Source organism: Azospirillum agricola, from assembly GCF_020005195.1.
Taxonomy (GTDB): domain Bacteria; phylum Pseudomonadota; class Alphaproteobacteria; order Azospirillales; family Azospirillaceae; genus Azospirillum; species Azospirillum agricola.
The window spans coordinates 354,547-378,097 of record NZ_JAIFZR010000008.1 but is presented as its reverse complement, the minus strand read 5'-3'; the positions used below and the strand labels follow the sequence as shown (position 1 = coordinate 378,097).

At 69.8% G+C, this 23,551-nt stretch carries 20 protein-coding genes; 5 read left to right on the top strand and 15 right to left on the bottom strand.

Features of this window, described 5'->3' with window-relative positions:
• The first annotated feature begins 76 nt into the window (after positions 1-76).
• Both JN22_RS34060 and JN22_RS34055 read left to right on the top strand, forming a co-directional pair.
• Positions 77-1,249, top strand: a complete 1,173-nt coding sequence (locus JN22_RS34060) for an amino acid aminotransferase (RefSeq protein WP_085558310.1) — start codon at positions 77-79, stop codon at positions 1,247-1,249.
• Between the two features lie 28 nt (positions 1,250-1,277).
• Positions 1,278-1,913, top strand: a complete 636-nt coding sequence (locus JN22_RS34055) for a YitT family protein (protein ID WP_085558309.1) — start codon at positions 1,278-1,280, stop codon at positions 1,911-1,913.
• Between the two features lie 6 nt (positions 1,914-1,919).
• Here JN22_RS34055 and JN22_RS34050 read toward each other — a convergent pair whose 3' ends face one another.
• The 7 genes from JN22_RS34050 to JN22_RS34020 form a co-directional block, all read right to left on the bottom strand.
• Positions 1,920-3,119 (bottom strand): alpha-hydroxy acid oxidase, encoded by a 1,200-nt coding sequence (locus JN22_RS34050; protein WP_085558308.1) that lies wholly within the window; start codon positions 3,117-3,119, stop codon positions 1,920-1,922.
• A 32-nt stretch (positions 3,120-3,151) separates the two neighbouring features.
• Positions 3,152-3,994, bottom strand: a complete 843-nt coding sequence (locus tag JN22_RS34045; protein ID WP_085558307.1) for an IclR family transcriptional regulator — start codon at positions 3,992-3,994, stop codon at positions 3,152-3,154.
• A gap of 136 nt (positions 3,995-4,130) precedes the next feature.
• Positions 4,131-5,051: a 4-hydroxy-tetrahydrodipicolinate synthase gene (gene dapA, locus JN22_RS34040; protein ID WP_085558306.1), complete on the bottom strand. Its 921-nt coding sequence runs from the start codon at positions 5,049-5,051 to the stop codon at positions 4,131-4,133.
• A gap of 52 nt (positions 5,052-5,103) precedes the next feature.
• A complete protein-coding gene (locus tag JN22_RS34035) occupies positions 5,104-6,885 on the bottom strand; it encodes an ABC transporter permease subunit (RefSeq protein WP_143269065.1) in 1,782 nt (593 codons plus the stop codon).
• A 16-nt stretch (positions 6,886-6,901) separates the two neighbouring features.
• Positions 6,902-8,032, bottom strand: a complete 1,131-nt coding sequence (locus JN22_RS34030; protein ID WP_085558304.1) for an ABC transporter ATP-binding protein — start codon at positions 8,030-8,032, stop codon at positions 6,902-6,904.
• Positions 8,033-8,251: 219 nt separating this feature from the next.
• Positions 8,252-9,334, bottom strand: coding sequence for an ABC transporter substrate-binding protein (locus tag JN22_RS34025; RefSeq protein ID WP_085558303.1), 1,083 nt, complete (start codon positions 9,332-9,334; stop codon positions 8,252-8,254).
• Between the two features lie 131 nt (positions 9,335-9,465).
• The gene (locus JN22_RS34020; protein ID WP_085558302.1) at positions 9,466-10,887 is read right to left on the bottom strand and encodes an FAD-binding oxidoreductase; all 1,422 of its coding nucleotides are present in this window, start codon (positions 10,885-10,887) and stop codon (positions 9,466-9,468) included.
• 376 nt (positions 10,888-11,263) lie between these two features.
• On the opposite strand from JN22_RS34020, the gene JN22_RS34015 reads away from it, so the two are divergent.
• Both JN22_RS34015 and JN22_RS34010 read left to right on the top strand, forming a co-directional pair.
• A complete protein-coding gene (locus JN22_RS34015; protein WP_085558301.1) occupies positions 11,264-11,737 on the top strand; it encodes a VOC family protein in 474 nt (157 codons plus the stop codon).
• A gap of 152 nt (positions 11,738-11,889) precedes the next feature.
• A complete protein-coding gene (locus JN22_RS34010) occupies positions 11,890-12,360 on the top strand; it encodes a hypothetical protein (RefSeq protein ID WP_085558300.1) in 471 nt (156 codons plus the stop codon).
• 180 nt (positions 12,361-12,540) lie between these two features.
• On the opposite strand, the gene JN22_RS34005 is transcribed toward JN22_RS34010, so the two are convergent.
• From JN22_RS34005 to JN22_RS33970, 8 genes are all read right to left on the bottom strand, one after another.
• Positions 12,541-13,392, bottom strand: a complete 852-nt coding sequence (locus JN22_RS34005; RefSeq protein ID WP_179166354.1) for a DMT family transporter — start codon at positions 13,390-13,392, stop codon at positions 12,541-12,543.
• Positions 13,393-13,450: 58 nt separating this feature from the next.
• Positions 13,451-13,714, bottom strand: a complete 264-nt coding sequence (locus JN22_RS34000; protein WP_085558298.1) for an ATP-binding cassette domain-containing protein — start codon at positions 13,712-13,714, stop codon at positions 13,451-13,453.
• Between the two features lie 37 nt (positions 13,715-13,751).
• Complete coding sequence (locus JN22_RS33995) at positions 13,752-15,428, bottom strand: ABC transporter ATP-binding protein (RefSeq protein WP_085558297.1); 1,677 nt, start codon at positions 15,426-15,428, stop codon at positions 13,752-13,754.
• A 43-nt stretch (positions 15,429-15,471) separates the two neighbouring features.
• Complete coding sequence (fhuB, locus tag JN22_RS33990; protein ID WP_085558296.1) at positions 15,472-17,457, bottom strand: Fe(3+)-hydroxamate ABC transporter permease FhuB; 1,986 nt, start codon at positions 17,455-17,457, stop codon at positions 15,472-15,474.
• Positions 17,450-18,355 (bottom strand): ABC transporter substrate-binding protein, encoded by a 906-nt coding sequence (locus JN22_RS33985; protein WP_143269045.1) that lies wholly within the window; start codon positions 18,353-18,355, stop codon positions 17,450-17,452. The genes fhuB and JN22_RS33985 overlap by 8 nt, the downstream gene beginning before the upstream one ends.
• Positions 18,352-19,146: an ATP-binding cassette domain-containing protein gene (locus JN22_RS33980; RefSeq protein ID WP_085558294.1), complete on the bottom strand. Its 795-nt coding sequence runs from the start codon at positions 19,144-19,146 to the stop codon at positions 18,352-18,354. The genes JN22_RS33985 and JN22_RS33980 overlap by 4 nt, the downstream gene beginning before the upstream one ends.
• A 62-nt stretch (positions 19,147-19,208) precedes the next feature.
• Positions 19,209-21,371 (bottom strand): TonB-dependent siderophore receptor, encoded by a 2,163-nt coding sequence (locus tag JN22_RS33975; protein WP_223678037.1) that lies wholly within the window; start codon positions 21,369-21,371, stop codon positions 19,209-19,211.
• A gap of 223 nt (positions 21,372-21,594) precedes the next feature.
• Positions 21,595-22,482, bottom strand: coding sequence for a helix-turn-helix domain-containing protein (locus JN22_RS33970; protein WP_143269044.1), 888 nt, complete (start codon positions 22,480-22,482; stop codon positions 21,595-21,597).
• 146 nt (positions 22,483-22,628) lie between these two features.
• Here JN22_RS33970 and JN22_RS33965 point away from each other — a divergent pair, with 146 nt between their 5' ends.
• Positions 22,629-23,369, top strand: a complete 741-nt coding sequence (locus JN22_RS33965; RefSeq protein WP_223678036.1) for a siderophore-interacting protein — start codon at positions 22,629-22,631, stop codon at positions 23,367-23,369.
• Positions 23,370-23,551: the final 182 nt, after the last annotated feature.

Here is a 23,551-nt window from a genome sequence, read left to right as displayed (position 1 = left end):
CGGACCGCCCGAAGGTGGAGGATCGGGCGCAACCGATCCCTCCCCGCTTCCCGCCGCAAGACCGGACGACCCGACCATGTTCAGCGCCCTTACCCGCCAGCCCGACGACGCCCTGCTCGCCCTGATCGGCCTCTACAGGCAGGACCAGCGCCCCGGCAAGGTCGATCTCGGTGTCGGCGTCTACCGCGACGAGGAGGGGCGGACTCCCGTCTTCCGGGCGGTCAAGGTGGCCGAGCGCATCCTGCTCGACAGCCAGGACAGCAAGTCCTACCTCGGGCTGGAGGGCGACACCCTCTACCTCGACCGGCTGTGGCGGCTGGTCGGCGGCGGGGCCGGCGCGCGGCTGTCCGCCGCCGGGGTGCAGACTCCGGGCGGCTCGGGCGCCTTGCGGCTGGCGGCCGACCTCGCGCTGCGCGGCGGCGCCCGGCGCATCTGGGTCGGAATGCCGAGCTGGCCCAACCACGCCGGCATCTTCGCCGCCGCCGGGCTGGAGGTGGCGACCTATCCCTTCTTCGACAGCGCCAGCCAGACCGTGCTGTTCGACCGCATGATCGCGGCGCTCGACGGGGCCGGGGCCGGCGACGTCGCCCTGCTGCACGGAAGCTGCCACAACCCGACCGGCGCCCCGCTGTCCGCCGACCAATGGGCGGCGATCGCCGAAACTCTGGAAAAGCGCGGCGTGCTGCCGCTGATCGATCTCGCCTACCAGGGCTTCGGCCGCGGGCTGGACGAGGACGCCGCCGGCCTGCGCCACCTGGTCGCCGCGGTGCCGGAATCGCTGGTCGCCGTCTCGTCGTCGAAGTCCTTCGGCCTCTACCGCGAGCGGACCGGCGCCATCTTCGCCGTCGCCGCCGCGCCGGCCGCCGCCGATCTGGCCCGTTCCAACCTGATGGCGCTCGCCCGCACCAGCTATTCGATGCCGCCCGACCACGGCGCCGCCGTGGTGCGGACGATCCTGGGCGACGAGGCGCTGACCCGCGACTGGATCGACGAGCTGGACGGCATGCGCGCCCGCATCCAGGGGCTGCGGCGCATCCTCGCCGCCGGGCTGCGCGGCGTCGCGCCCGCCTTGCAGGCCATCGAGACGCAGGAGGGCATGTTCTCCCTGCTGCCGCTGAGCGAAGCCGAGGTGCTGCGGCTGCGCTCGGAGCACGCGATCTACATGCCGACCTCCGGCCGCGTGAACATCGCCGGGCTCAAGACGGCGGAGGCGGAAAGCGTCGTGGCCAAGTTCGCCGCCCTGCGCTGATCCCCTGCGCCGACCCGGAGCACGGCCCATGTCCAACACGATCACCGCGCCGGGCGTCCAGGCCCCCGGCGAGCGCCACCGGCTCTACGAGGATGCGCTGGCGATGCTGCTCGGCACGCTGTTCATCGCGTTGGGCATGATGCTCTACACCAAGACGATGCTGCTGACCGGCAGCATCGCCGGCGTGTCGCTGCTGCTCAGCTACATGACGCGCCTTGAGTTCGGCACGCTGTTCTTCCTGATCAACCTGCCCTTCTACGCGCTGGCCTGGAAGCGGTTGGGCTGGCGCTTCACGCTGCGCACCTTCGTCGCCGTCGGACTGGTGACGCTGTTCTCGCGCCTGACCGAAAGCTGGATCACCCTGTCCCACCTCGACCCGGTCTACGCGACGATCGTCGGCGGCGGGCTGTGCGGGACCGGACTGCTGATGCTGTTCCGCCACCGCACCGGGCTCGGCGGCATCAACATCCTGGCGCTCTATCTCCAGGAGCGCCACGGCATCCGCGCCGGCTGGTTCCAGCTCGCCGTCGATCTGTGGATCCTGGCGGCAGCCTTCTTCGTGCTGGCGCCCGACCGGCTGCTGCTGTCGGTGGTGGGCGCGGCGATCGTCAATCTGATCCTCGCCATCAACCACAAGCCGGGCCGCTACCTCGGCATCAGTTGACGGGCATCAGTTGACGGGCGTGAGCGGACGCACCGCCGGCTCTCCGGCCGCCTCCACGGCGCCGAACCGGCAGGCCCGCAGGTCGGCGACGCTCCGGCAACCCAGCAGGGCCATGGTCCGGCTGAGTTCGTCGCCCAGCAACGCCAGGGCGTGTTCCGCCCCGGCCGGTCCGCCGGCCGCCAGCCCGTAGAGCATCGAACGGCCGAGCAGCACCCCGGCGGCCCCCGCCGCCAGCAGCTTGGCGGCGTCGCTGCCGCGCCGCACCCCGCTGTCGGCCAGAACCGTCAGCCGGTGCCCGACCTCCCCGGCGATGCGCGGCAGGACCGAGAGCGGCGCCGGCGCCGCGTCGAGGTTGCGCCCGCCATGGTTGGAGACGACGATGCCGTCCATCCCGGCTTCTGCCGCCCGGCGCGCGTCGGCGAGGCTGAGGATGCCCTTCAGGATGATCCGTCCGCTCCAGCGGCGGCGCAGCTCGGCCACGTCGCTCCAGTCCACCCGGTCGCACAGCTTCACCCGGTCGCTCGCCGCGGCGTCGGTGATGCGGGTGTGGAACTCTGCCGGGTAATGGGCGTAGCCCGGCCAGCCGCCGGTCCGCAGATAGCGCAGCAGCACCGTCCACAGCCACACCGGATGGCTCGCCACGTCCAGCCCGCCGCGCAGCGACGGCGTGATGGGAACGCCGAAGCCGTTGCGCTGGTTGTACTCGCGCTTGGGCGACACCGCCGTGTCCACGGTCAGGATCAGCGTCCCGACACCGGCACGCGCGACGCGCTCGAGCAGGTCATGGGTCAGGGTGCGGTCGCGCCAGACATAGAGCTGAAACCACAGTTCGGCGCCGGAGGCGGCGATGGCCTCGACGCTGGTGATCGACTGGGTGGAGACGCAGAAGGGCACGCCGGCCGCCTTCGCCGCTTGCGCCAGCAGCACCTCCCCGTCATGGCGCACCAGCCCGGCGGCGGCGGTGGGCGCCACCACGAACGGCAGCGGCCGCTCGACGCCGAACAGCGGCGTGCGCAGGGTCCGGCCGCTGGTGTCGACCAGCACGCGGGGCACCAGCGGCACATCCTCGAAGGAGCGGCGCAGGGCGCGCAGCGAAGCCTCGTCCTCGGTGCCGCGGTCGATGTACTCGAACAGGCCGCGCGGCAGGCGGCGGCGGGCGACGCGGCGAAGCTCGTCGATGTTCAGGCAGGCGTCGAAGCGCGGCATGGGCTCCCGAACCTCATGGATCGTCCGGCGGCCTATCTCTGATAGCCGCCGAACTTGTTGATGGAAATGGAGGTCGCCGCCACCTGGACATGCTGCGCCAGCTCCTGCTCGGCCCGCTCCGGGGTCCAGCGGGTCGTCGGCACCGAGATGTTCAGGCCGGCCACCGCGCGTCCGTGCTCGTCGGTGATGGCGGCGGCGACGGAGATGTCGCCCATCACCGTCTCGTTGGTGATGATGGCGTAGCCCTTCTCGGCCGCCTCCTGCACGCGCTCGCGCAGCCGGCCGGGATCATAGACGGTGTAGGGCGTCTGCGGCCGCAGGACGGTGCGGGACAGGATCTCCTCGCGTTCGTCCATCGAGAGGCGCGACAGGATGGCGGTGCCCGAAGCGGTGAAATAGGCCGGCAGGCGGCTGCCCACCATGATGTCGATGTTCACCAGATGCCGGCCGGGGAAGCGGGCGACGAAGACAATCTCGTGGCCGTCCAGCTCCTGGAGGTTGGCGGTCTCGCCGACGCTGCGGCTGATCTCCAGCAGATAGGGCGACGCCTTCTCGATCACGTCGTTGGCGCGCAGGTAATTGTAGGAGAATTGCAGGATCTTCGGCGTCAGCGCGTAGTTGCGCGTGCCGTGGACGCGGCGCAGGTAGCCGAGCACCTCCAGCGTGTAGACCATCCGCTGGGCGGCGCTGCGGTCGAGGCCGGCCGTCTTGGCGATGTCCGACAGCGGCATCTGCCGGTGCGGCCCGTCGAAGGCGTGGAGGATCTGGAAGGTCTTCTCCGCCGAACCGACGAACAGGGAGGAGTCGCGCGGATCCGCCTTGGCGGGCGCCTCCGTCACCTCCGGCGCGGTCGTCGCTTTGCTCAGCTTCGGCATCGTCCCTTCTCCTCATCGTCGCCGGACCACCCGAAGGCCGGCGGGGATGCGTGTCCCGTCCTGGTCATAGCATCCGGCCGGCCAAAAGCCAGACCGGATGCCATGGGTTCATGATGCCACCCTCAACGGGCCGCCATCAGGAGGCCAGACGCGACGCCACGCCTTCGTAGGCGACCAGCAGACGCGACAGCTCCGCGCGCAGCGCCTGCCGGATCTCGTCGCGCGGCTCGACCAGCGGAGCGAGCATCGCCGGGGCGTTCACACCGATCAGATCCATCACCGCCTTCATCGGGCCCGGGTTGGTCTCGGCGAAGGCGAGGTTCATCATCGGAATCAGCGAGCGGTGGACGTCCAACGCCTCGCTCACCCGGCCGGTGGAGGCAAGGTCGTAGACCAGGCGCCAGGCGCGCGGCAGCAGGTTGGCCGTCACCACGATGCCGCCCTTGGCGCCCGCCGCGACGTGCAGCGGGAACAGCGTGTCCTCGCCGCTCAGCACCGCGAAGGAGGGGTCGACGCCGGCCACCACCCGCAGGAAATGGTACATGTCGGTGTTGCACGCCTTCATGCCGACGATCCGCTCATGACGGGACAGCTCGTGCAGAACCTCCGGATCGATGGCGATGCGGGTGCGGTAGGGGATCTCGTAGATCAGGATCGGCACCGGCGATTCGTCGGCGTAGCGCAGGAAATAGTCGCGGATGCCGGCCTGGGTCGGGTTGGTGTAGTAGGGGGTCAGCACCAGCAGCCCATCCACGCCGGCGGCGGCGAACTCGCGGCCGGCGGCCAGGGCGTCGTGGTAGCCGGTGTCGAGCACGCCGGCGATCACCGGCCCCTGCACGGCCATGTGCTCCACCGTCAGCCCGGCGAAGCGGATGCGCTCCTTGCGCGCCAGCGCCCCATATTCGCCGGTGCCGCCGAGGGGAACGGTGCCGTCCACCCCCTGCGCGGTCAGCCAGGAGAACAGCGCCTTGGACGCCGCCACGTCGATGGTGCCGTCGGCCGTCACCGGCGTCGGGGTGGCGGGCAGGATGCCGCGGAGCTTGGTAGCGTCAAGCATGTCAATTCCTTGGGTGTTCGAAAGAACGGTAAAGCGTTGCGGGTGGGCGGGGTCAGCGGGCGACGCTGCGGCGGCGCAGCCGGTCGGCCGCGTAGATCAGCGCCGCGATGAAGATCAGCAGGCAGGTGGAGACGGCGGCGATCACCGGCGACACCTGGAGCGTCACCTCGTCCCAGAACTGCTTGGGCAGCGTCGCGCTGAGGCCGCCCGACGAGAAGAGCGAGATGGTCAGCTCGTCGAAGGAGGTCGCGAAGGCGAACAGGAAGGCGGACAGCATGCCGGCGCCGAGGATCGGGAAGGTGACGTGCCGCAGCGCCGCCACCGGCCGCGCGCCGAGGCTCTGCGCCGCCAGATCGAGCCGGGTGTCGTAGTTGCGCAGCACCGCCATCATCGTCATCACCACATAGGGGACGGCGACCACCGTGTGGCCGATCACGAGGCCGATCACCGTGCCGACCAGCCCCAGCTGGGCGAAGACGTAGAACATGCCGACCGCGATGATCATGCGCGGGACCACGATGGGCGACAGGATGAAGGCGAGCATCGCACCCTTGCCGCGCATCTGGCCGCGCACCATCAGGAAGGCCGTCGGCACGCCGATCAGCATCGACAGCAGGCCGGTGCCGAGCGCCACCACCAGCGAGCGCCACAGCGCCTGCATCCAGATCGGCGATTGCAGCATCTGCTCGTACCACTGGGTGGTGAAGCCCGACGGCGGCCAGGTCAGCCCGCCCTTGCCGAAGGACAGCGGGATCATCAGGAAGGCCGGCAGGCTGACCAGCACCAGCAGCGTCCAGACGAAGACGACCAGCGCGCGCGGGGGCGCGCCATCCCCGTTCCCGCCACGGCGGCGGCGCGGCATCAGCGCCAGCAGCGCGTCGCTCGCGGCACCGAACAGGGCCAGCACGCGGGCACCCAGCCGGCGGGCGGCGGTGTCGCGGTTGCGCGCGGCGGCGGCGCTCTCGCCGGTCAGGCTGGCGAAGCCGAAGACGCGATCGTAGATCAGGAAGACGGCCAGAACCACCGCCAGCAGCAGCACCGAGATGGCGCCCGCCAGCCCCCAGTTCAGCGTCTGCTGCACCTGGTCGATGATGAGCTGGGTGATCATCGTCTCGCGCCGGCCGCCCAGCAGGGCGGGCACGATGAAGAAGCCGATGGCCGAGACGAAGACCATGATGGCCGCCGCGGCGACGCCGGGCACCGACAGCGGGAAATAGACCGTCCAGAAGGCGGTGCCGGGACGGGCACCCAGCGTGGTGGCGGCGCGCGGCAGGGTGCGGTCGATGTTCTCCATCACCGCCAGCATCGTCATGACGGCGAGCGGCAGCATGGCGTGGACCATGCCGACCAGCACGGCGCCGAAGCTGTAGAGCAGGTCGGCCGGGCGGTCGATGATGCCCAGCGACAGCAGCAGATGGTTGACCACGCCGTTGCGCCCGAGGATGACCACCCAGGCGAAGGCGCGCACCAGGAAGCTGGTCCAGAAGGCCAGCAGCACCCAGAAGATCAGCCGGCTCTTCGCCGGTCCCTTGGCAACCGAGATCAAGTAGGCGATCGGGTAGGCGCCAACGACCGCGAACAGCGTCGTCGCCAGCGAGATCTTCATCGTGATCCACAGCACGTTGACGTACAGCGCGGACTTGAAGAGCTGCTGGTAGGGCGCCAGCGTGAAGCCCTGCCCGTTGTAGACGCTGAGCGTCAGGAGCTGACCCACCGGGTAGACGAGGAAGGCGAGCAGCAGGAAGACCAGCGGCGCGCCCATCGCCGCCTGCTTGCGCCACAGCGAGGGGGCGGCCCGCCGCGGGCGGGGCGATGCGGTTGCCTGGACGGACATGGTTTCGCTGCTCATGTCAGGCCGCCACGGGTTTGGCGGCGGGTTTCGTATCGCCCTGCGCGATCACCACGGCGTCGCGGCCGCTCCAGGACAGGCTCAGCACGTCGTCGATGCGGTAGGCCTCGCCGTCGTTGCGGGTCGGGAAGGCGGCGACCAGCGACGGCAGCGCGCCGTCGAGCGGCTCCATGTAGATCTTGGTCAGGCTGCCGGTGACCATCACGTCCGACACGCGGCCGCGCACGCCGGCGCCCTCGGCACCCTCCTGGGCGCGGGCGACGGCGACGTTCTGCGGGCGCACCATGACGTGCACCGAGCTGCCCTGCGGCAGGTCGTGGCCGTTGGCGAGCGCCCGGCCGGGAACCCGCTGACCGCCCAGATGGACCTCCATCTCGTCGCCGATCCGGCCGCGCGCGTCGGCCGGCAGGATGTTGGATTCACCGAGGAAATCGGCGACGAACAGCGACTTGGGACGGAAATACAGGTCGGCCGGGGTGCCGAGCTGCTCGATGCGGCCGGCGTTCATCAGGCAGATGCGATCGGACATCGTCATCGCCTCTTCCTGGTCGTGGGTGACGTAGACGACGGTCGTGCCGGTCTCGCGGTGCAGCCGCTTGATCTCGAGCTGCATGTGCTCGCGCAGCTTCTTGTCGAGCGCGCCCAGCGGCTCGTCCATCAGGATGATCGATGGGCGGTAGACCATGCAGCGGGCCAGCGCGATGCGCTGCTGCTGGCCGCCCGACAGCTCCTTCGGGTAGCGGCCGGCGACATGCGGCAGATGCACCATCTCCAGCGCCTCGCGGGCGCGCTTCCTCGCCTCCTCGGCGCCCACCTTGCGCATCTTCAAGGGGAACGCGATGTTCTCCTCGATCGTCATGTGCGGGAACAGCGCGTAGTTCTGGAACACCACACCGATGTCGCGCTCGTAGGGCGGGCTGTAGGTGACGTCCTGCGCGCCGATGCGCACGCTCCCCTCGTCGGGCTGCACCAGTCCGGCCAGCAGGCTGAGAAGCGTCGTCTTGCCCGAGCCCGACGGCCCGAGGAGAGTCAGGAACTCGCCCTCCGGGACGATGAGATCGGTGGGAGCGAGCGCGACGAAATCGCCATAGCGCTTGGCAAGGCCTTGGACCGTAAGGCTGGAAGAAGACATGGTAGCCTCGTGGCGAGGGGAGAGGGAAAAGGCGGTCGGGGGCTGCCCGCAGCGATCGCCTGAAGCCCCATCTCCCTGAGGGAGAGGGGTTGGGGCGAGGGGGCAAAGCAAAAATCCTTCCGCCTTCGGCGGATACCCCTCATCCCAACCCTTCTTCCGCGGGGGAAGAAGGGCTTTTCATATTTTCAGACAATCGCCCAACAAACGGAGGCTGTCCGTTCAGCTCAGCAGCCAGGCGTTGTAGCGCTCCAGGACCGCCTGTTGGTTGTCGAGCCAGTACTTGGCGTCGATCGGCAGGCCGCGCTTGATGTTCTCCGGGAAGGTCGGGCAGTCGGGGGCCAGCTTGGCGTCGATGTGCTTGAAGGCCTCCGGCTGGGTGACGCCGGCCGGGAAGTACTTCACCAGGGCCGCCTGGCGCTTGGGGTCGGAGGCGAACTTGATGAACTGGCGGCAGGCGTCGGCGTTCGGCGTGCCGGCCAGGATCGACCAGCTGTCCAGGCCCCAGATGTTCTGATCCCAGACGATGCCGACCGGGGCGCCGGCGGCGACCGCCGCCTGGGCGCGGGAAACCCAGGTCGGGATCATGTCGACCTCGCCCGAGCCCAGCATCTGCTCGACCTGCGCGCCGCTGGTCCAGAAGACCGACACATCCTTCTTGAGGCGGTCGAGGGTGGCGAAGGCGCGGTCGAGGTTGCAGGGATAGACCTCGCCGGTCGGCACGCCGTCGCCCATCAGCGCCTGCTCGATGGTGTCGAACGGGTGCTTGCGCAGCGCGCGGCGGCCGGAGAAGTTGGCGACGTCGAAGAAGTCCTTCCAGGAGGCCGGCGCCTTGCGGCCCTTGAAGGCGTCGGTGCGGTAGGCCAGAACGGTGGTGTAGACGTTCGTGCCGACGCCGTACTCCGACATGTATTCCTTCGGAATGCTGGCGACGACCGGGTCGTTCTCCAGCCCATGCTTCTCCAGCAGCGGCTTGTCGCCGCTGGTCAGCATGAGGATGGCCGGGCGGCTGATCTTGGCCATGTCCCAGGTGTAGGACTTGGCCTCGACCATCGAGCGGATCTGGGCGGTCGGCTCGGCGTTGGCCTGGACCCCGACCACCTCGATGCCGGTCGCCTCGAAGAAGGGCTTGTAGTAGATGGCGCTGTAGGCCTGCGTGTAGATGCCGCCGTCGTCGCGGACGACGATCCGCTTGTTCTGCGCACGGGCCGGGCTCCAGATCGCCGGCATCGCCAGCGCCGCGGCGCCGGCGGCGCCGGTCTTCAGGAGGGAGCGGCGGGACCAGCCGGGTTTGCTCATGCTCATGACGGAACTCCTCGTGGAAAGTCAGCGTGGGGTCTGATTTCAGCGGATGGCAAAGGACGGAAGGCGGACAAAGACACGGCGTCGAAGCGGCCGCTCGCACGGCCCCACCCGGAGGTGTCAGGCCGGCGGTGTCAGGCCGGCGGCAGCAGCCGGCCGGGGTTGAACAGGTTCTGCGGGTCGATCGCCTGCTTGATCGCGCGCATCAGCGTCAGTTCGGCGGGCGGCTTGTAGCGGGCCATCTCCGGCACCAGGGTGCGGCCGATGCCATGCTCGGCGCTGAAGGTGCCCTTGAGACGCGCGGCCTCGTCGTTCACCGCGTGACGGATGGCGGCGGCCAGCGCCTCGGTGTCGGCGACCTGCCGCCAAGCCTCGAAGGTGAAGAAGGGGATGAAATGGACGTTGCCGTCGCCGATGTGGGCGACGACGACCATCGGCAGGTCCGGCACCAGCCGGCGCACCGCCGCCGTCGCGCTCTCAATGAAGGCCGGCACGGCGGAGAGCGGCACGGCGCAGTCGGTGGTCAGCCCGACGCCGCCCTTCTTGTTGGCCTCCGACACGCTGTGGCGGACGTCCCACATGGCGACGCGCTGGGCCTCGCTGGCGGCGAGCGCCGCGTCGACCAACAGCCCCTTCTCGAAGGCGCGCTCCAGGATGGCCTGCAACTCGGCGTCGAGGACGCCCGGCGCCCCGTTGCCGGCCAGCTCGATCAGCACGTGCCAGTCGGCCGGCTCGCCGATCGGGCTGCGGCGGTTGGGGACATGCTCGACCACCAGATCGAGCTGGAGCTGGTTGATCAGCTCGAAGGCGGTCAGGCTGGCGCCGGAGCTTTCCTGCACCATGGTCAGCAGCTCCAGCGCCGCCTCGGGCGAGGACAGCCCGACCCAGGCGTTGGCGTGGCGGGTCGGCAGCGGGTGCAGCTTCAGCACCGCCGCGGTGACGACGCCAAGCGTGCCTTCCGAACCGATGAAGAGATGCTTCAGGTCGTATCCGGTGTTGTTCTTGCGCAGGCCGTACAGCCCCGACCAGATGGTGCCGTCGGGCAGCACGACCTCCAGCCCCAGCACGTTGTCGCGCGTGTTGCCGTAGCGCAGGACCGAGGTGCCGCCGGCGTTGGTCGCGATCGTCCCGCCGATCTGGCAGGAGCCTTCCGCGCCCAGGCTCACCGGATAGAGGCGTCCGGCGGCGGCGGCGGCCTCCTGCACCGTGGCGAGGACGCAGCCGGCCTCGACCTCGATGGTGTTGTTGACCGGGTCGATCGCACGGACCTTGCGCAGTCGCGCCAAACTCAGGATGACCGGGGCCGGCCCCTCGGCCGAAGGCACGGCACCGCCGCACAGGCTGGTGTTGCCGCCCTGCGGCAGCACCGGAACCCCATGCCGGGCGCAGGACCGGACGACCGCCGCCACCTCCTCGGTGTTGGCCGGACGCGCGAGGCAGAGTGCGGCGCCGCGATACCGCCCGCGCCAATCCTCCGTCACGGCTTCCAGATCGGTGGGCGCGGTCAGAACGGCGTCGGCGCCGATCAAACCCGCCAGTTCAGCGACCAAGTCCACGCTCGATCTCCTCGCCTGAGCAGTTTTAATCGTTATGCGATTGAAGTAACCGAAATATGATAGCGCTGTGTCAGTGCCCTAACAATGGGCTTTTTGAACCATCGCCAAATTTCTGGGCTCAACTCCCGGCTTTGCTCTTCAAGCCCGACCCAATCGGTAGCCGATCGGCGGGCATGGCCGGGGCCATGGAAGCGAATATGTTCGCATCACCGATTATTTTTAAAATGCTTCTCCGCCCGCCCGCCGGCCGCGTCCGCGCCTCCCCTTCTGGGCAGAGCAGGGAGTCCGGGGGTGGAGAAACACACCCGACGCCCCAACTCAGAAGGCAGCGTGTGGAACCCAGGGCCGGATGCCGGATTCAACGAAAGGACACGTCATGGCAAAGAACACGATCTGCCTTTGGTACGACAGGGACGCCGAGGCCGCGGCCCGCTTCTACGCCGAAACCTTTCCCGACAGCACGGTGGGTGCCGTTCACCGAGCCCCCGGCGACTACCCCTCCGGCAAGGCGGGCGACGTGCTGACGGTCGAGTTCACCGTGGCCGGCGTCGCCTGCCTCGGCCTCAACGGTGGCCCCACGTTCAAGCACAACGAAGCCTTCTCGTTCCAGATCGCCACCGACGATCAGGAAGAGACCGATCGCTACTGGAACGCCATCGTCGGCAATGGCGGCCAGGAAAGCGCCTGCGGCTGGTGCAAGGACAGATGGGGCATTTCCTGGCAGATCACACCGCGCGTGCTGACGGAGGCGATGGCGGCCGGAGGCGGGGAAGCGAAGCGAGCGTTCGAAGCCATGATGGGCATGAGGAGAATCGATGTCGCCGCGATCGAGGCGGCGCGGCGCGGCTGAGCGTTCTGCGCCGGCTTGTGGCGCGGCTCACAGCGGCGGATCCGGGGCGGGGGTAGTGTCCAGTCATCGAGACGGTGACAGGGCAGACGGCCAGGACGGCCAGCCACCGCCGGCCTCACCTCCCTCCTCCCCGCCATGAAGGAAGACGCGCCATGATCCGCACCGCCCTGTTCGCCGGCTTCGCCACCGCCGCCCTGCTGTCCGCACCGGCCTTCGCCCAGAATGTCAGCTCAATCTCCAACACCGCGGCCGGCGTCGGCAACGTGGCGCTTCAGTCGGCGATGACCCGGCAGGCGACCGGCGGCTCGATCCTCGGCACCGCCAACACGGCCGACGTCAGCAACATGGCCGCCGGCATCGGCAACGTCGCCCGCCAGGGCGCCACCGTGATGCAGGGCGGCCCCGGCCGCGTCCTCGGCGCGCCCGTGCTCGGCGGCGGCTCCAACACCGCCATCGTCGGCAACACGGCGGCCGGCATCGGCAACCGCGCCTCGCAGAGCGCGCTGGTCCAGCAGTTCGGCAGCCGCGGCCCGATCCCCGGCGGCAACCTCGGCAACGTCCAGAACCTGTCGGCCGGCATCGGCAATTTCGCCGGGCAGCGCGCCCTCCTCCAGCAGCGCTGAGCAATCCCCGCTCCCTCCCGCCAAACCCTCCCGCAGTGCCCCGGCCGGCCCCTCCGGCCGGGGCTTTTTCATGGGAAAGCTTCGCTTGGCGCCGGGTGCTCCAGGTTCTCGAAGCGCGGCTGTGTCAGGGAATTCCGCCCGCGCCCCCGCTTCCGAGTAGAACGTGACCGGTACCCCGGCTCAGCTCCTGGAACGCCCACGCCCCATCGCGATCGAGCCCCCGAGGATCACCATGCCTGCCCCCAGGAACTGCAACGGATAGGGGACATGCCCGAACACAATTCCTCCCACCACCATCGCCATGGGGATCGAGGCATAGCGCAGCACCGACATGAGCCCCGGATCGCCGGTCCGGTAGGCTACGATGATCAGATAATTGCCGCCGGCCGTGAACATCGCCCCGAGCAGCAGCATCCCCGCGACACCCGGTCCGATGATCATCCATGGCGCCCCCCACGGGCCGAGCATCGCCCCGGCCAACCCGACGCCGACCATGGTCACCAGGGCGACGGTCATCGACGGAATGCCCGCGGGCATCCCGCGGGTGACGAGGTCGCGCCCGGCGACGAGGATCGCCGAGACGAAAGCGAGGGCGACGGCCTCGGTCAAGCCGGCCTCGCGCGGCAGCGCCACCAGCAGGACGCCGGCGAAGGCGATGGCGACGCTGGTTGCCAGCCGCCAGTTGAGCCGCGTCATGCCGAGCGCCGCCGCGATGCAGACCGTGAAGACCGGCCCCGTCATGTAGATCGACGACACGGTGGCGGTGGGCAGGGCCTGAAGCGCCAGGATGAAGCAGGTCACCGACCCCGCCTCGAACAGGCTGCGCATCAGGACGAAACGGTTGCCGGCGTGCCGCAGCACGCCGCTCCGTTCCGTCCGTGGCATGACCGCCAGGAAAAAGACGATGCAGGCCAGGGCGCGCAGCACCATGAACTCGCCGAGCGGCATCTCCTGCGTCAGCAGCTTGATGAAGACGTCGCTGCAACAGAACAGGAGGGAGGAAAGGAGCAGAAAGCCGCCCTCCCGTCCCATCCTCCGGCCCATCCGCGCCGGTTCGGCCGACCGGGACGCTTCCGGCCGACAAGGCCCGTCAGGCATGATTGTGGATCACCCGCTCCAGGAACTCCCGCACGCTTGCGGGATTGGCGAGGAAGGGATCCGGCGTGTCGTCCTCGACGCCCCGCCCCCGGTCCATGCACACGACCCGGTCGGCGACCTCGCGCGCGAAGCCCATCTCGTGGGTCACGCATAGCATGCTCATTCCCTGGTCGGCCAGCGCGATCATCACGTCGCCCCCTTCACCGTCTCCCGGATCCAAGAGCGGAGCCGGTCCGTCGGTCAGCGTAAGCGACATGCCGGAGCTTGCCGCCTGCGGCCTCGCCACCGGGAGCTCAGCCGCGCCTGGCGAGTTCCTCGTGAGTGATCCGCTGGAGGCCGCCCTCGGTGCCGACGACATACACCTCGTCGGCGTTGCGGATGGTCGCCAGCCGGTGGGCGATGACCAGGGTCGTCCGCCCCTCCGCCAGCTCCATCAGCGACTTCTGGATCTCCCGCTCGGTCTGGGTGTCGAGCGCCGAGGTCGCCTCGTCGAGGATCAGGATCGGCGGGTTCTTCAGGAACATCCGCGCGATGGTCAGGCGCTGCTTCTGGCCGCCCGACAGCTTCACGCCGCGCTCGCCGATGATGGTGTCCAGACCTTCCGGCAGCGAGGCGATCAGCCCGTCGAGATGGGCGCGGCGCGCCGCCTCCAGGATCTCCGCGTCCGACGCGCCGAGCCGGCCATAGGCGATGTTCTCGCGGATCGATCCGCCGAACAGGAAGACGTCCTGCTGGACGATGCCGATCTGCCGGCGCAGCGAGGCCAGCGTCATGGCGCGGATGTCGATGCCGTCGACCGTGATGTTGCCGCCCGTCACCTCGTAGAAGCGCGGCAGCAGCGAGCAGATCGTCGTCTTGCCGGCGCCCGACGGGCCGACGAAGGCGACGGTCGAGCCGGCCTTGATGGTCAGGTCGATGTCCTTGAGGACGGGGCGCGCCGCGTCGTAGCCGAAGGACACGCCGCTGTAGCGGATGTCGCCCTTCAGCGCCGGGGCCGGAACGGCGTCCGGCCCATCCCCGATGTCCGGCTGGGTGTCGAGCAGCGCCGTGTAGCGGCGGAAGCCGGCGATGCCGCGCGGGTAGGTCTCGATGACCGCGTTGATCTTCTCGATCGGCCGGAAGAAGGTGTTGACCAGCAGCAGGAAGGCGAAGAAGCCGCCCTGGGTCATCTCGCCCACCAGCACGAAATGCGCGCCCGTCAGCATGACGACGATCAGGATCAGCCGCATGCTCATGTAGCTGAGCGTCGTCGAGGCGGCCATGATCTTGTAAGCGTCGAGCTTGGTCCGGCGGTAGCGGTCGTTGTCCTCGGCGAACAGCTTGCGCTCGTGCTCCTCGTTGGTGAAGGCCTGGACGACGCGCATGCCGCCGACATTCTCCTCGATGCGGACGTTGAAGTCGCCGACGCGGGAATAGAGCGACTGCCAGTTGCGCGTCATCCGCCCGCCGTAGCGGCTGGTCAGCCAGGCGATCACCGGCACGATGGCCGCGGTGATCAGCGCCAGCGGCAGATGCACCACCGCCATCAGCGAGAAGGCGCCGACGAAGGTCATGATCGCGATCAGCAGGTCTTCCGGCCCGTGATGCGCGACCTCGCCGATCTCGTCGAGATCGCGGGTGACGCGGCCGACGAGGTGGCCGGTCTTGTTGTTGTCGTAGAAGCTGAAGGAGAGCTTCTGGAGATGATCGAAGCTCTTGCGCCGCATCTCCGTCTCGATGTTGACGCCGAGCTTGTGGCCCCAATAGGTCACGATGGCCATCAGCCCGCCATTCGCCATGTAGACCGCCAGCAGGGCGGCCGTGGCGGCGACGATCAGCGCCCAGTCCTGGGTCGGCAGCAGCTTGTCCACGAAGGCCCGCACGGCCATCGGGAAGCCCAGCTCAAGCAGGCCCGACAGGATGGCGCAGCCGATGTCGAGCAGCAGCAGGCCCTTGTAGGGACGGTAGTAGGCGAAGAAACGGCGGAGCATGGCTCTTCTCATTCCGGAACGTCGGGACGGGAACAAAGATGGGCTAGCCGGCGCGCGCGTCCGGGCGGCCAAGCAACCAGATCAGATAGGGGCCGGCGAGCAGCGCCGCGAACAGCCCGAGCGGCAATTGATACGGGAACGCGACGGTCCGCGCCAGCCAGTCCGACACCACCATCAGGCTGGCGCCGATCAGGACGGCGCCGCTCCCCTGCTCCAGCGGCCGGCCAAGACCGACCAGACGGGCGAGGTGCGGAGCGATCAGTCCGACGAAGCTCAAGGGCCCGACGAACAGCGCCGCCGCCGCCGTCAGCAGGCCGGCAAGCAGCACAAGCAGGATGCGGCAGCGCCGCACCGGCAGCCCGACCGACCGCGCCGTCACCGTACCCAGCGGCAGGATCTCCAGCCATTTCGACGCCAGGGGCAGGCCGGCGAGCAGAAGGACCGCCGCCCCGGCGCAGAACCAGCCGTCGGCCGGGGTGGCGTCGTTGGTGGAACCGCTCAGCCAGCGCAGCAGCGCGAAGGCCTGCGGGGTGCCGGTGGCGATGACGGCGGTCAGCACGGCGCTGCACAGGGCGCTCATGGCGATGCCGGCCAGCAGCAGCCGCTCCGGCCCGAAGCCGGCGCGCAGCGACAGGGTCAGCATGGCGGCGAGCACCAGCACCGCCCCGGCCGCCGAGGCGGCGATCTGGATACCGATTCCGGGCGCCGCGAACAGGAACAGGGCGGCGGTCAGCCCGACGCCCGCCCCGGTGCCGACGCCGAGGATTTCCGGGCTGGCCAACGGGTTGGCGGTGACGCGCTGCAACAGCATCCCGGCCGCCGCCAGCATGGCGCCGGCCGCCGCCGCCACCGCCACGCGCGGGCCACGCCAGCCGAGCAGCCGGTCGAGAAGCGAGCCGGTGGAGACGGTCCAGCCGTCCGGCCCATAGCCGACGGTGAGTGCCGACGCCGCGGCGACGGCGCCAAGCAGGGCGAACAGGCCGATCAGCAGCCACGGGCGCCGGCTCCGGCGCGAACGCGCCGGCCGGCTGTCGAGCGACGGCCATTCGAACATGCGCAGGCGCGGGAGCAGCCAGAGCAGCAGCGGCCCACCCAGCAGGGCGGTGGCGGCGCCGGTCGGCACCCGCTCGCCGTCGAGTCCGGCCAGCAGCTGCACCAGCCCGTCGGTGAGCCAGAGCAGCAGCGCGCCGATCAGCGGGGCGGCGACCAGCTTCTGCGCTTGCGTCCGCGCGCCGCTGAGATGCGCCAGCGCCGGGGCGGCCAGCCCGACGAAGCCGATCACGCCGACCTCCGCCGTCACGCTGGCCGCCAGCCAGACCGCGACGCCGATGATGGCGAAGCGCGTCGCGTTGAGGGCGACGCCAAGGCTGCGCGCGCTGGAATCGTCGAGCCCGAGGATGGAAAGGGGGCGCGACAGCAGGACGGCGGCGCCGACGCCGAGAAGCAGCCGCAGGGCGATGGTCAGGGTCGGCTCCCAGCTCTGCTGCGCCAGCGCTCCGCCGCCCCAGATGAAGATGGAGAAGAGATAGTCGCCGTTGGCGAGGATCAGCGCCGCGCTGGCCATCGTCGCGGTCAGCGACACCATCATGCCGGCCAGCACGACGGCGACCGGCTCCAGCCCGCGCCGCCACGTCATGCTCAGGATCAGCCCGACCACCGCCAGCCCGCCGGCCAGCGCCACGCCCTCGCGCGCGCCATCCATCAGGGCCGGCGCGTGGAGCATCGCCAGCGTCATGGCGAGCTGGGCGCCGGCCGGCACGCCGAGCGTCGAGGGTTCGGCCAGCGGGTTGCGCAGCACGCGCTGGAGCAGCAGCCCCGACAGACCCAGCGCGGCGCCGCCGACCAGCGCCACCGCGATGCGCGGCAGCACGCTGTGGGTGAGGATGATGGCGTCGAGCGGCGCCGGCAGCGCCGACGGGGAGACATGCCCGGCGACCTGGAAAGTGGACAGACAGGCGGCGAGCAACGCCAGGACGCCCCACAGCAGGATCCGGTTCATCGGCATCCCGGTCATCGTGCGCTCAGCCATGCCGGCCGCCCTCCTGTTGGAGCAGGGCGGCCGAGACGAGGCGGGCGAAGCGCAGGGCGGCGGGAAGTCCGCCGAAATGGTTGACCGGTTCGATCACGCTCACCCGCTTCTCCCGCACCATCGGCAGGGCCTGCCACAGGGCGCTGTCGGCCAGTGTCCGCAGGGCGTCGGCCGGAACCGGCGGCACCACGATGACGGCGGCGTCGGGCAGGCGGGCCAGGGCCTCGATGCCCACGGGGGCCGCCGCGCTGTAGCTGGAATCCGCCTTCCAGGCGTTCTCGATCCCCAACCGGCGCAGCACCTCGCCGAACATGCTGTCGGTGCCGAAGGCCCGGACATGGCGGGCGTCGCCGAAATTGATCGCCAGCACCGGGCGGCTGAGGGTGCCCCTCAGGGAATCGCGCAGACGGGCGATCTCCGCCGCCGCCGTCGCGACGAACGCGCGGGCCTGCGCCTCCCGGCCGAGCCGCCGGCCGAGGGTGGTCGCCGCCTCGGCGGCGGCCGGATAGGGCGGCACGCCCGGAACATAGATCGACAGGGAGAGGACCTCCGCGACCCGCTCCAGGCTGGCCCGCTGGCCCTCGTAATAGTTGGAGGTGAGGATGAGGTCCGGCTCGGCGAGGTTCAGCGCCTCGTAGTTCGGCGTTCCGCGCAGGCCGAGGTCGATGACCGGGACTGGCACCTCGGGCTCGACGGCGACCTTGCGGAACTGGAGCAGCTCGGTCGCGGCGACCGGCTCCACCCCCAGCGCCAGCACCGTCTCCAGCACCGCCCAGTCGATGACGGCGACCCGGCGCGCGATGGTCGGGCGGGCGGCGAGGCCGGGCCGGGGCAGCAGGGCCAGCCCGGCGGCGAGGCCCAGCGCGCGGCGGCGCGACAGCTCCAACGGCCGCCTCACAGCACATACCCGATCGGCTCGCCGGTGGCGGGGTGCGGCAGGACGCCCATGGCGAGACGGTAGATCGCGCCCAGCGTCTCGCCGGTCATGATGACGTCGGGGGGGCCTTGCGCGACCAGCGCGCCGCCGCGCATCGCCAGGATCTCGTCGCAGACGCGGGCGGCCATGTTGATGTCGTGCAGCACGATGACGGCGCCGATGCCGCGCGCGCGGCTCAGCCGGCGCACCAGCCCCAGCATCTCGACCTGGGCGGCGATGTCGAGCGCCGAGGTCGGCTCGTCGAGCAGCAGGCAGCGGGTGTCCTGCGCCAGCATCATCGCCAGCCAGACGCGCTGGCGCTCGCCGCCCGACAGGCTGTCGACCAGCCGGCCGGCCATGGAGTCGAGGCGGGTCTCGGCGATGGCCTCCGCCACCTTGGCGGCGTCCTCCGCCCCGAAGCGGCCGAGCGCGCCGTGCCAGGGGAAGCGGCCGAGCGCCACCAGCTCGCGCACCGTCATGCCCTCGGCCGGCGGGGTGAATTGCGGCATGTAGGCGACGGAGCGCGCGAAGTCGCGGTCGCCGATGCGGGCGATGTCCGATCCCAGGCAGCGGATGCGGCCGGCGCTCGCCGGCTGCTGGCGGGCCAGCATGCGGATCAGCGTGCTCTTGCCCGAGCCGTTCGGGCCGACCAGCCCGTAGACGCGCCCCTGCTCCAGCCGCAGCGACAGACCCGACAGGATCGACCGGCCGCCGACGGAGAAACCGACGGAGTCGAGGTCGTACAGAGGCGGGGTCTGGGCTGGGCTGCTCATCGGCTTTCCTAAAATCCACCGGGAGGAGTTTGCGGGTCCGGTGACGCTTGCCTCCGCTCAACCTACCAGGACAGGTTGACGTTCAACAGGGCGGTGCGCCCCTCGGCGTAGCCGCAGGAGAACTGAGTCTGGCAGCTTGCGACATACGCCTTGTCGAACAGGTTGGTGACCGACAGGTTCACGCCCCAGTTCTCCTTCCGGTAGCCGACGCGGGCGTCGAAGACGGTCGCGGCGGGCACCTTCAGCGTGTTCTCGTTGTCGGCCCAGGACGAGCCGACGTAGCGCACGCCGCCGCCGATGCCGAAGCCGTCCAGGACGTTGTCGCGGAAGGTGTAGTCGAGGAAGGCCGCGCCCTGGATCTGCGGCACGATGTAGGGCGTCTTGCCGATCAGGGCCGGGTTCGCGTCCTTCTTGATGTCGAGATCCAGTGCGGTGAAGGAGGCGGTCGCCTTCAGGCTGGGGGTGATGTTGGCCTTCGCCTCGACCTCGACGCCACGCGAGTTGACCTCGCCGAGCTGGGTCTCGGCGTTGAAGGCGCCGGTCACCACATTGGTGCGCGTCAGGTCGAAGAGGGCCGCGGTGAAGAGGGCGTCCATCCAGGTCGGCCGGTACTTGACGCCGGCCTCGTACTGGTGGCCGCTCTCCGGCTTGAAGACGCCGACGACCGGCGAGGTGCCCAGCACCGGGTTGAAGAAGGTCGAGACGCTGGCGTAGGGGGTCAGGCCGTTGGCGAACTCGTAGGCCAGCCCGGCGCGGCCGCTCAGCTTGCCCTTGGTGCCCTCGTAGGACGGCAGCCCGTCGGCGTCGGTCGAAGCGCGGTCGTAGCGGCCGCTCAGCGTCAGCAGCACGCCCTGGCCGAAGCGCATCTGGTCCTGCAGGTAGAAGCCGACCTGATTCATCGTCAGGTCCTGGTCGATGTAGGCGAAGCGCTGGCCCTGCGCCGCGCCGTAGACCGGGTTGGTGGCGCTGATCGGCGTCGCCGAGCCGGACGCCTGCACCTGGCTCATGTTGAAGTACTTGTAGTCGATCCCGCCCAGGAGGGTGTGCGCGACCGGCCCGGTCTGGAATCGGCCTTCGAGCTGGTTGTCGATCAGGAGGGAGTTGACCTCGGTCGTGTGCTCGAAATTGATGCGCGACAGCAGGTTGTTCGGATCGGTCGGCAGGGCTGAGAAGGCGTTGTAGCCGTAGGGATAGACCGAGACCTCGTGGACCCGGCTCCAGCCGTAGCGGGCGTTCTGGCGGAAGGTCAGGTCGTTGTCGAAGCGGTGCTCGAACTCGTAGCCGATGGACGCCTGCTTGCGGCGGTAGGTGTCGATCCCCGGCTCGGTGAAGTTGCGGGTGCGGTCGATGCGGCCGAAGCTCGCGTTCTCCACCGTGCCGAAATAGGGCAGGAAGGCGCCGCCGTTGTGCGTCTCGTCGATGTCGGTGTAGTTGGTCATCACCGTCAGCGTGTTGCGGTCGTTCGGCGACCACTTGACGCTGGGCGAGATGGTGCCGCGGAAGCCGTCGGCGAAGTCGGTGTGGGTGTCGCCACCGGCGATGCGGCCGGTCAGCCGGTAGCTCAGCGTCGGGTCGATGCTGTCGCTGTAGTCGATCCCGAGATGGGCGTTGCCATGCTCGTCGATGCCGGCCTCGACAGTGTGCAGCGGGGCGCCGCCGGGCCGCTTGGTGACGTAGTTCAGCAGGCCGCCGGGGTTGCTGCCGCCGTAGAGCACCGAGGAGGCGCCGCGCAGCACCTCGATCCGCTCCAGATTGTAGCTGTCGACGAACTGGCCGCCGAAGCCGTAGCTGTAGAGTTGCAGCCCGTCCTGGTAGATGCCCGACTGCGTCGCCTGGAAGCCGCGGATGAAGACCCAGTTGGTGTCGCTGTCCGGACCGAAGGGCTGGCTGAAGACGCCGGGGGTGTAGCGCAGCGCCTCGTCGACCTTCTGAGCGCCGCGGTCGTCCATCTCCTCGCGGCCGACCACCGACACCGACTGCGGGATCTCCTCCAGCGGGGTGTCGGTCTTCGAGCCGGTCGCCGAGCGGCCGGGCACATAGCCCTTGACCGGGCCGGTCGCCGATTCGGCGGCCCGGCTGCCCTGCACCGTCACCGGGCCGAGGACGGCCGGCCCGCTGGCCGGCGCGCTCTGCGTCTGGACCGGCGCGCTCTGCGCGTAGGCAGGCGCGCTCTGCGCGTGGACGGCCACCGGCAGCAGCAGGGCGGCGAGCGCCGTGCCGTTCAAGAGAAGACGGATCAGTCGCTTATTCGAAACAGGAACCATCGCAATCGGCCTCGGACTGTATGCACCACCGGTGGAACCGCTCCGGACGACCAGCCCGTCCGAACGTGGAACCTTGTTGCGAGTGATTAGCATACGCATGGAAGGCCGGATTGAACCGTCTTTGGCTGGGTTGGACGATCTTCCGACATTCGTCGCGCCCCGTGAATTTCCCGGTGATCCGGGCTCAGGCGCCGCCGTCGCGCAGCCATGCGGCCGGAGTCGTGCCGACAATCCGCCGGAACACGCGGGTCAGGTGCGCCTGGTCGGAAAAACCGGCCGCCGCCGCCGCCGCTGCCAGCGTCATGCCCGGAGCGGAGCCGGTGAGCAGCGCCTTCGCCCGCTCGACCCGCGCCCGCATCTGCCACTTGTGAGGCGGCACGCCGGTCGATTCCTTGAAGGCGCAGCAGAAATAGGTGGTGGACAGGCCGGTCAGCTCGGCCAGCTCATGCAACCGGATGGGACGGCTGCAATGCTCCTCGATGTAGTCGATCACCCGCCGCAGCTGGCGCGGCGGCAGCTGCGCCTTGCGGCGGTCGATCCTCGGCTCGGTCTGGAGGAGCCCGACGAACAGCGCGGCCATCAGGCTCTCGCCATAGAGGTCGTGCAGGTTGCCGGAGGCGTTGCATTCCGCCGCGATCAGGCGCGCCAACGACAGAAGCCGGTCGTCGGCGAAGGTCAGCCGGGGCCGGTCCAGCCCCTGGAGGTCCATCCCCTCCATGAAGCGGCTTCCCAGCACGGTCATGTCGAAATGCAGGTCCAGATGGGTGAGGCGGCGGATGTTCTCGGTGCGCGACCACACCCGCAAGCCGGCCGGCACATAGCTCAACGGCTCGCGCCGGCCCAGCCGGCCACCATCGCGGCCGGGCGCCGCCATCAGGTGCAGGCCGCCCTCGCCCACCTGATCGAGAACCACCACCAGACGCGGCGCCTCCGACACATACTCGCCGCGGGCATCCCGATCGCAGGCGACGTTCCAGACATCGGCGATCATGCCGTTCCAGGCGCGCCACTGGAGGTCGCCAAGGATGGTGATCCCCTCCGTGCTGCTTTGCATTCTGGGATGGAACAGCATGGATCGACTTCCCAGCCGCCGGATCGGGTGACCCCCGGAATCCTTCCTTCGGCCCACCCACCTATAGGACAAGGGATTGTTGCGAACAAGTCGCATTACCATCTAGGATGCCGGTCAGGCACGCACCGAAGCAGGGAGCCTTCGTCTTGGCCAGCACGCCGCCTCACGATCTGCGCTGGGCGGAGGTGATCGCCGTCTCCAGCCCGACGCCCCGCACGCGCCGCATCGTCTTTGGCGGCCCGGCGCTGGAAGGCTTCACGCTGAAGCCCGGCGTCCTCGCCCCGCATGTCGGAATCGTCGTCCCGTCGCAGGACGGCTCGGCATCCTCGCCGCTGCGCATCTATTCGGTGCGGCGCTTCGACGCCGCCGCCGGCACGCTGGAGGTGAATTTCGTGCTGCACGGCGGCGGGGTGGCCTCGAATTGGGCGGCCCGCGCCAAGCCGGGCGAACGGGCCGGCCTGACGGCGACGGGCGGGATCCCGATGAAGCCGGCCAACCGCTATGTGGTGGCCGGCGACCACACCGCCCTGCCGGCCATCGCCCACCTTCTCGAGGCGTTGCCGGGGACGGCCACGGCGGAGGTGTTCATCGAGGTGCCCGACGACGCCGAGCGGCAGGAGCTGCCCTCGCCGGCGACCGCCGCCATCACATGGTTCCACGGGCATGGCGGCCCCCGGACGGGCTCGTCTCCCCTGGCCGACGCGGTTCTGGCGGCCACCCCGGCGGGAACCGGCGGGACGGCGGTCTGGACCGGAACCGAGCACAGGGCCGCGCAGCGCATCCGTTCCCACGTCCGCCAGACGCTCCGCCTGCCCGCGGACGCCTGTTCGGTCGTCGCCTATTGGAAGGCCTGCACCAGCCAAGGCAATTTCCAGCATTACGATTGAGCGGGCTGGCCGGATGGGCGAAATCCGCCCGCGCTGCCACCCACGCCACGCCCTACGCCGCCTGGACGCCGATCAGGGTTGTCCCGAACAGGGCGGAACCCGACAAGACTCAGGATGGGGTTCGGGAGAGGATGAGGGACGAGGCAGGTTCCCTGTCGCGTTTTCTCCCTCCACTCGGGCGG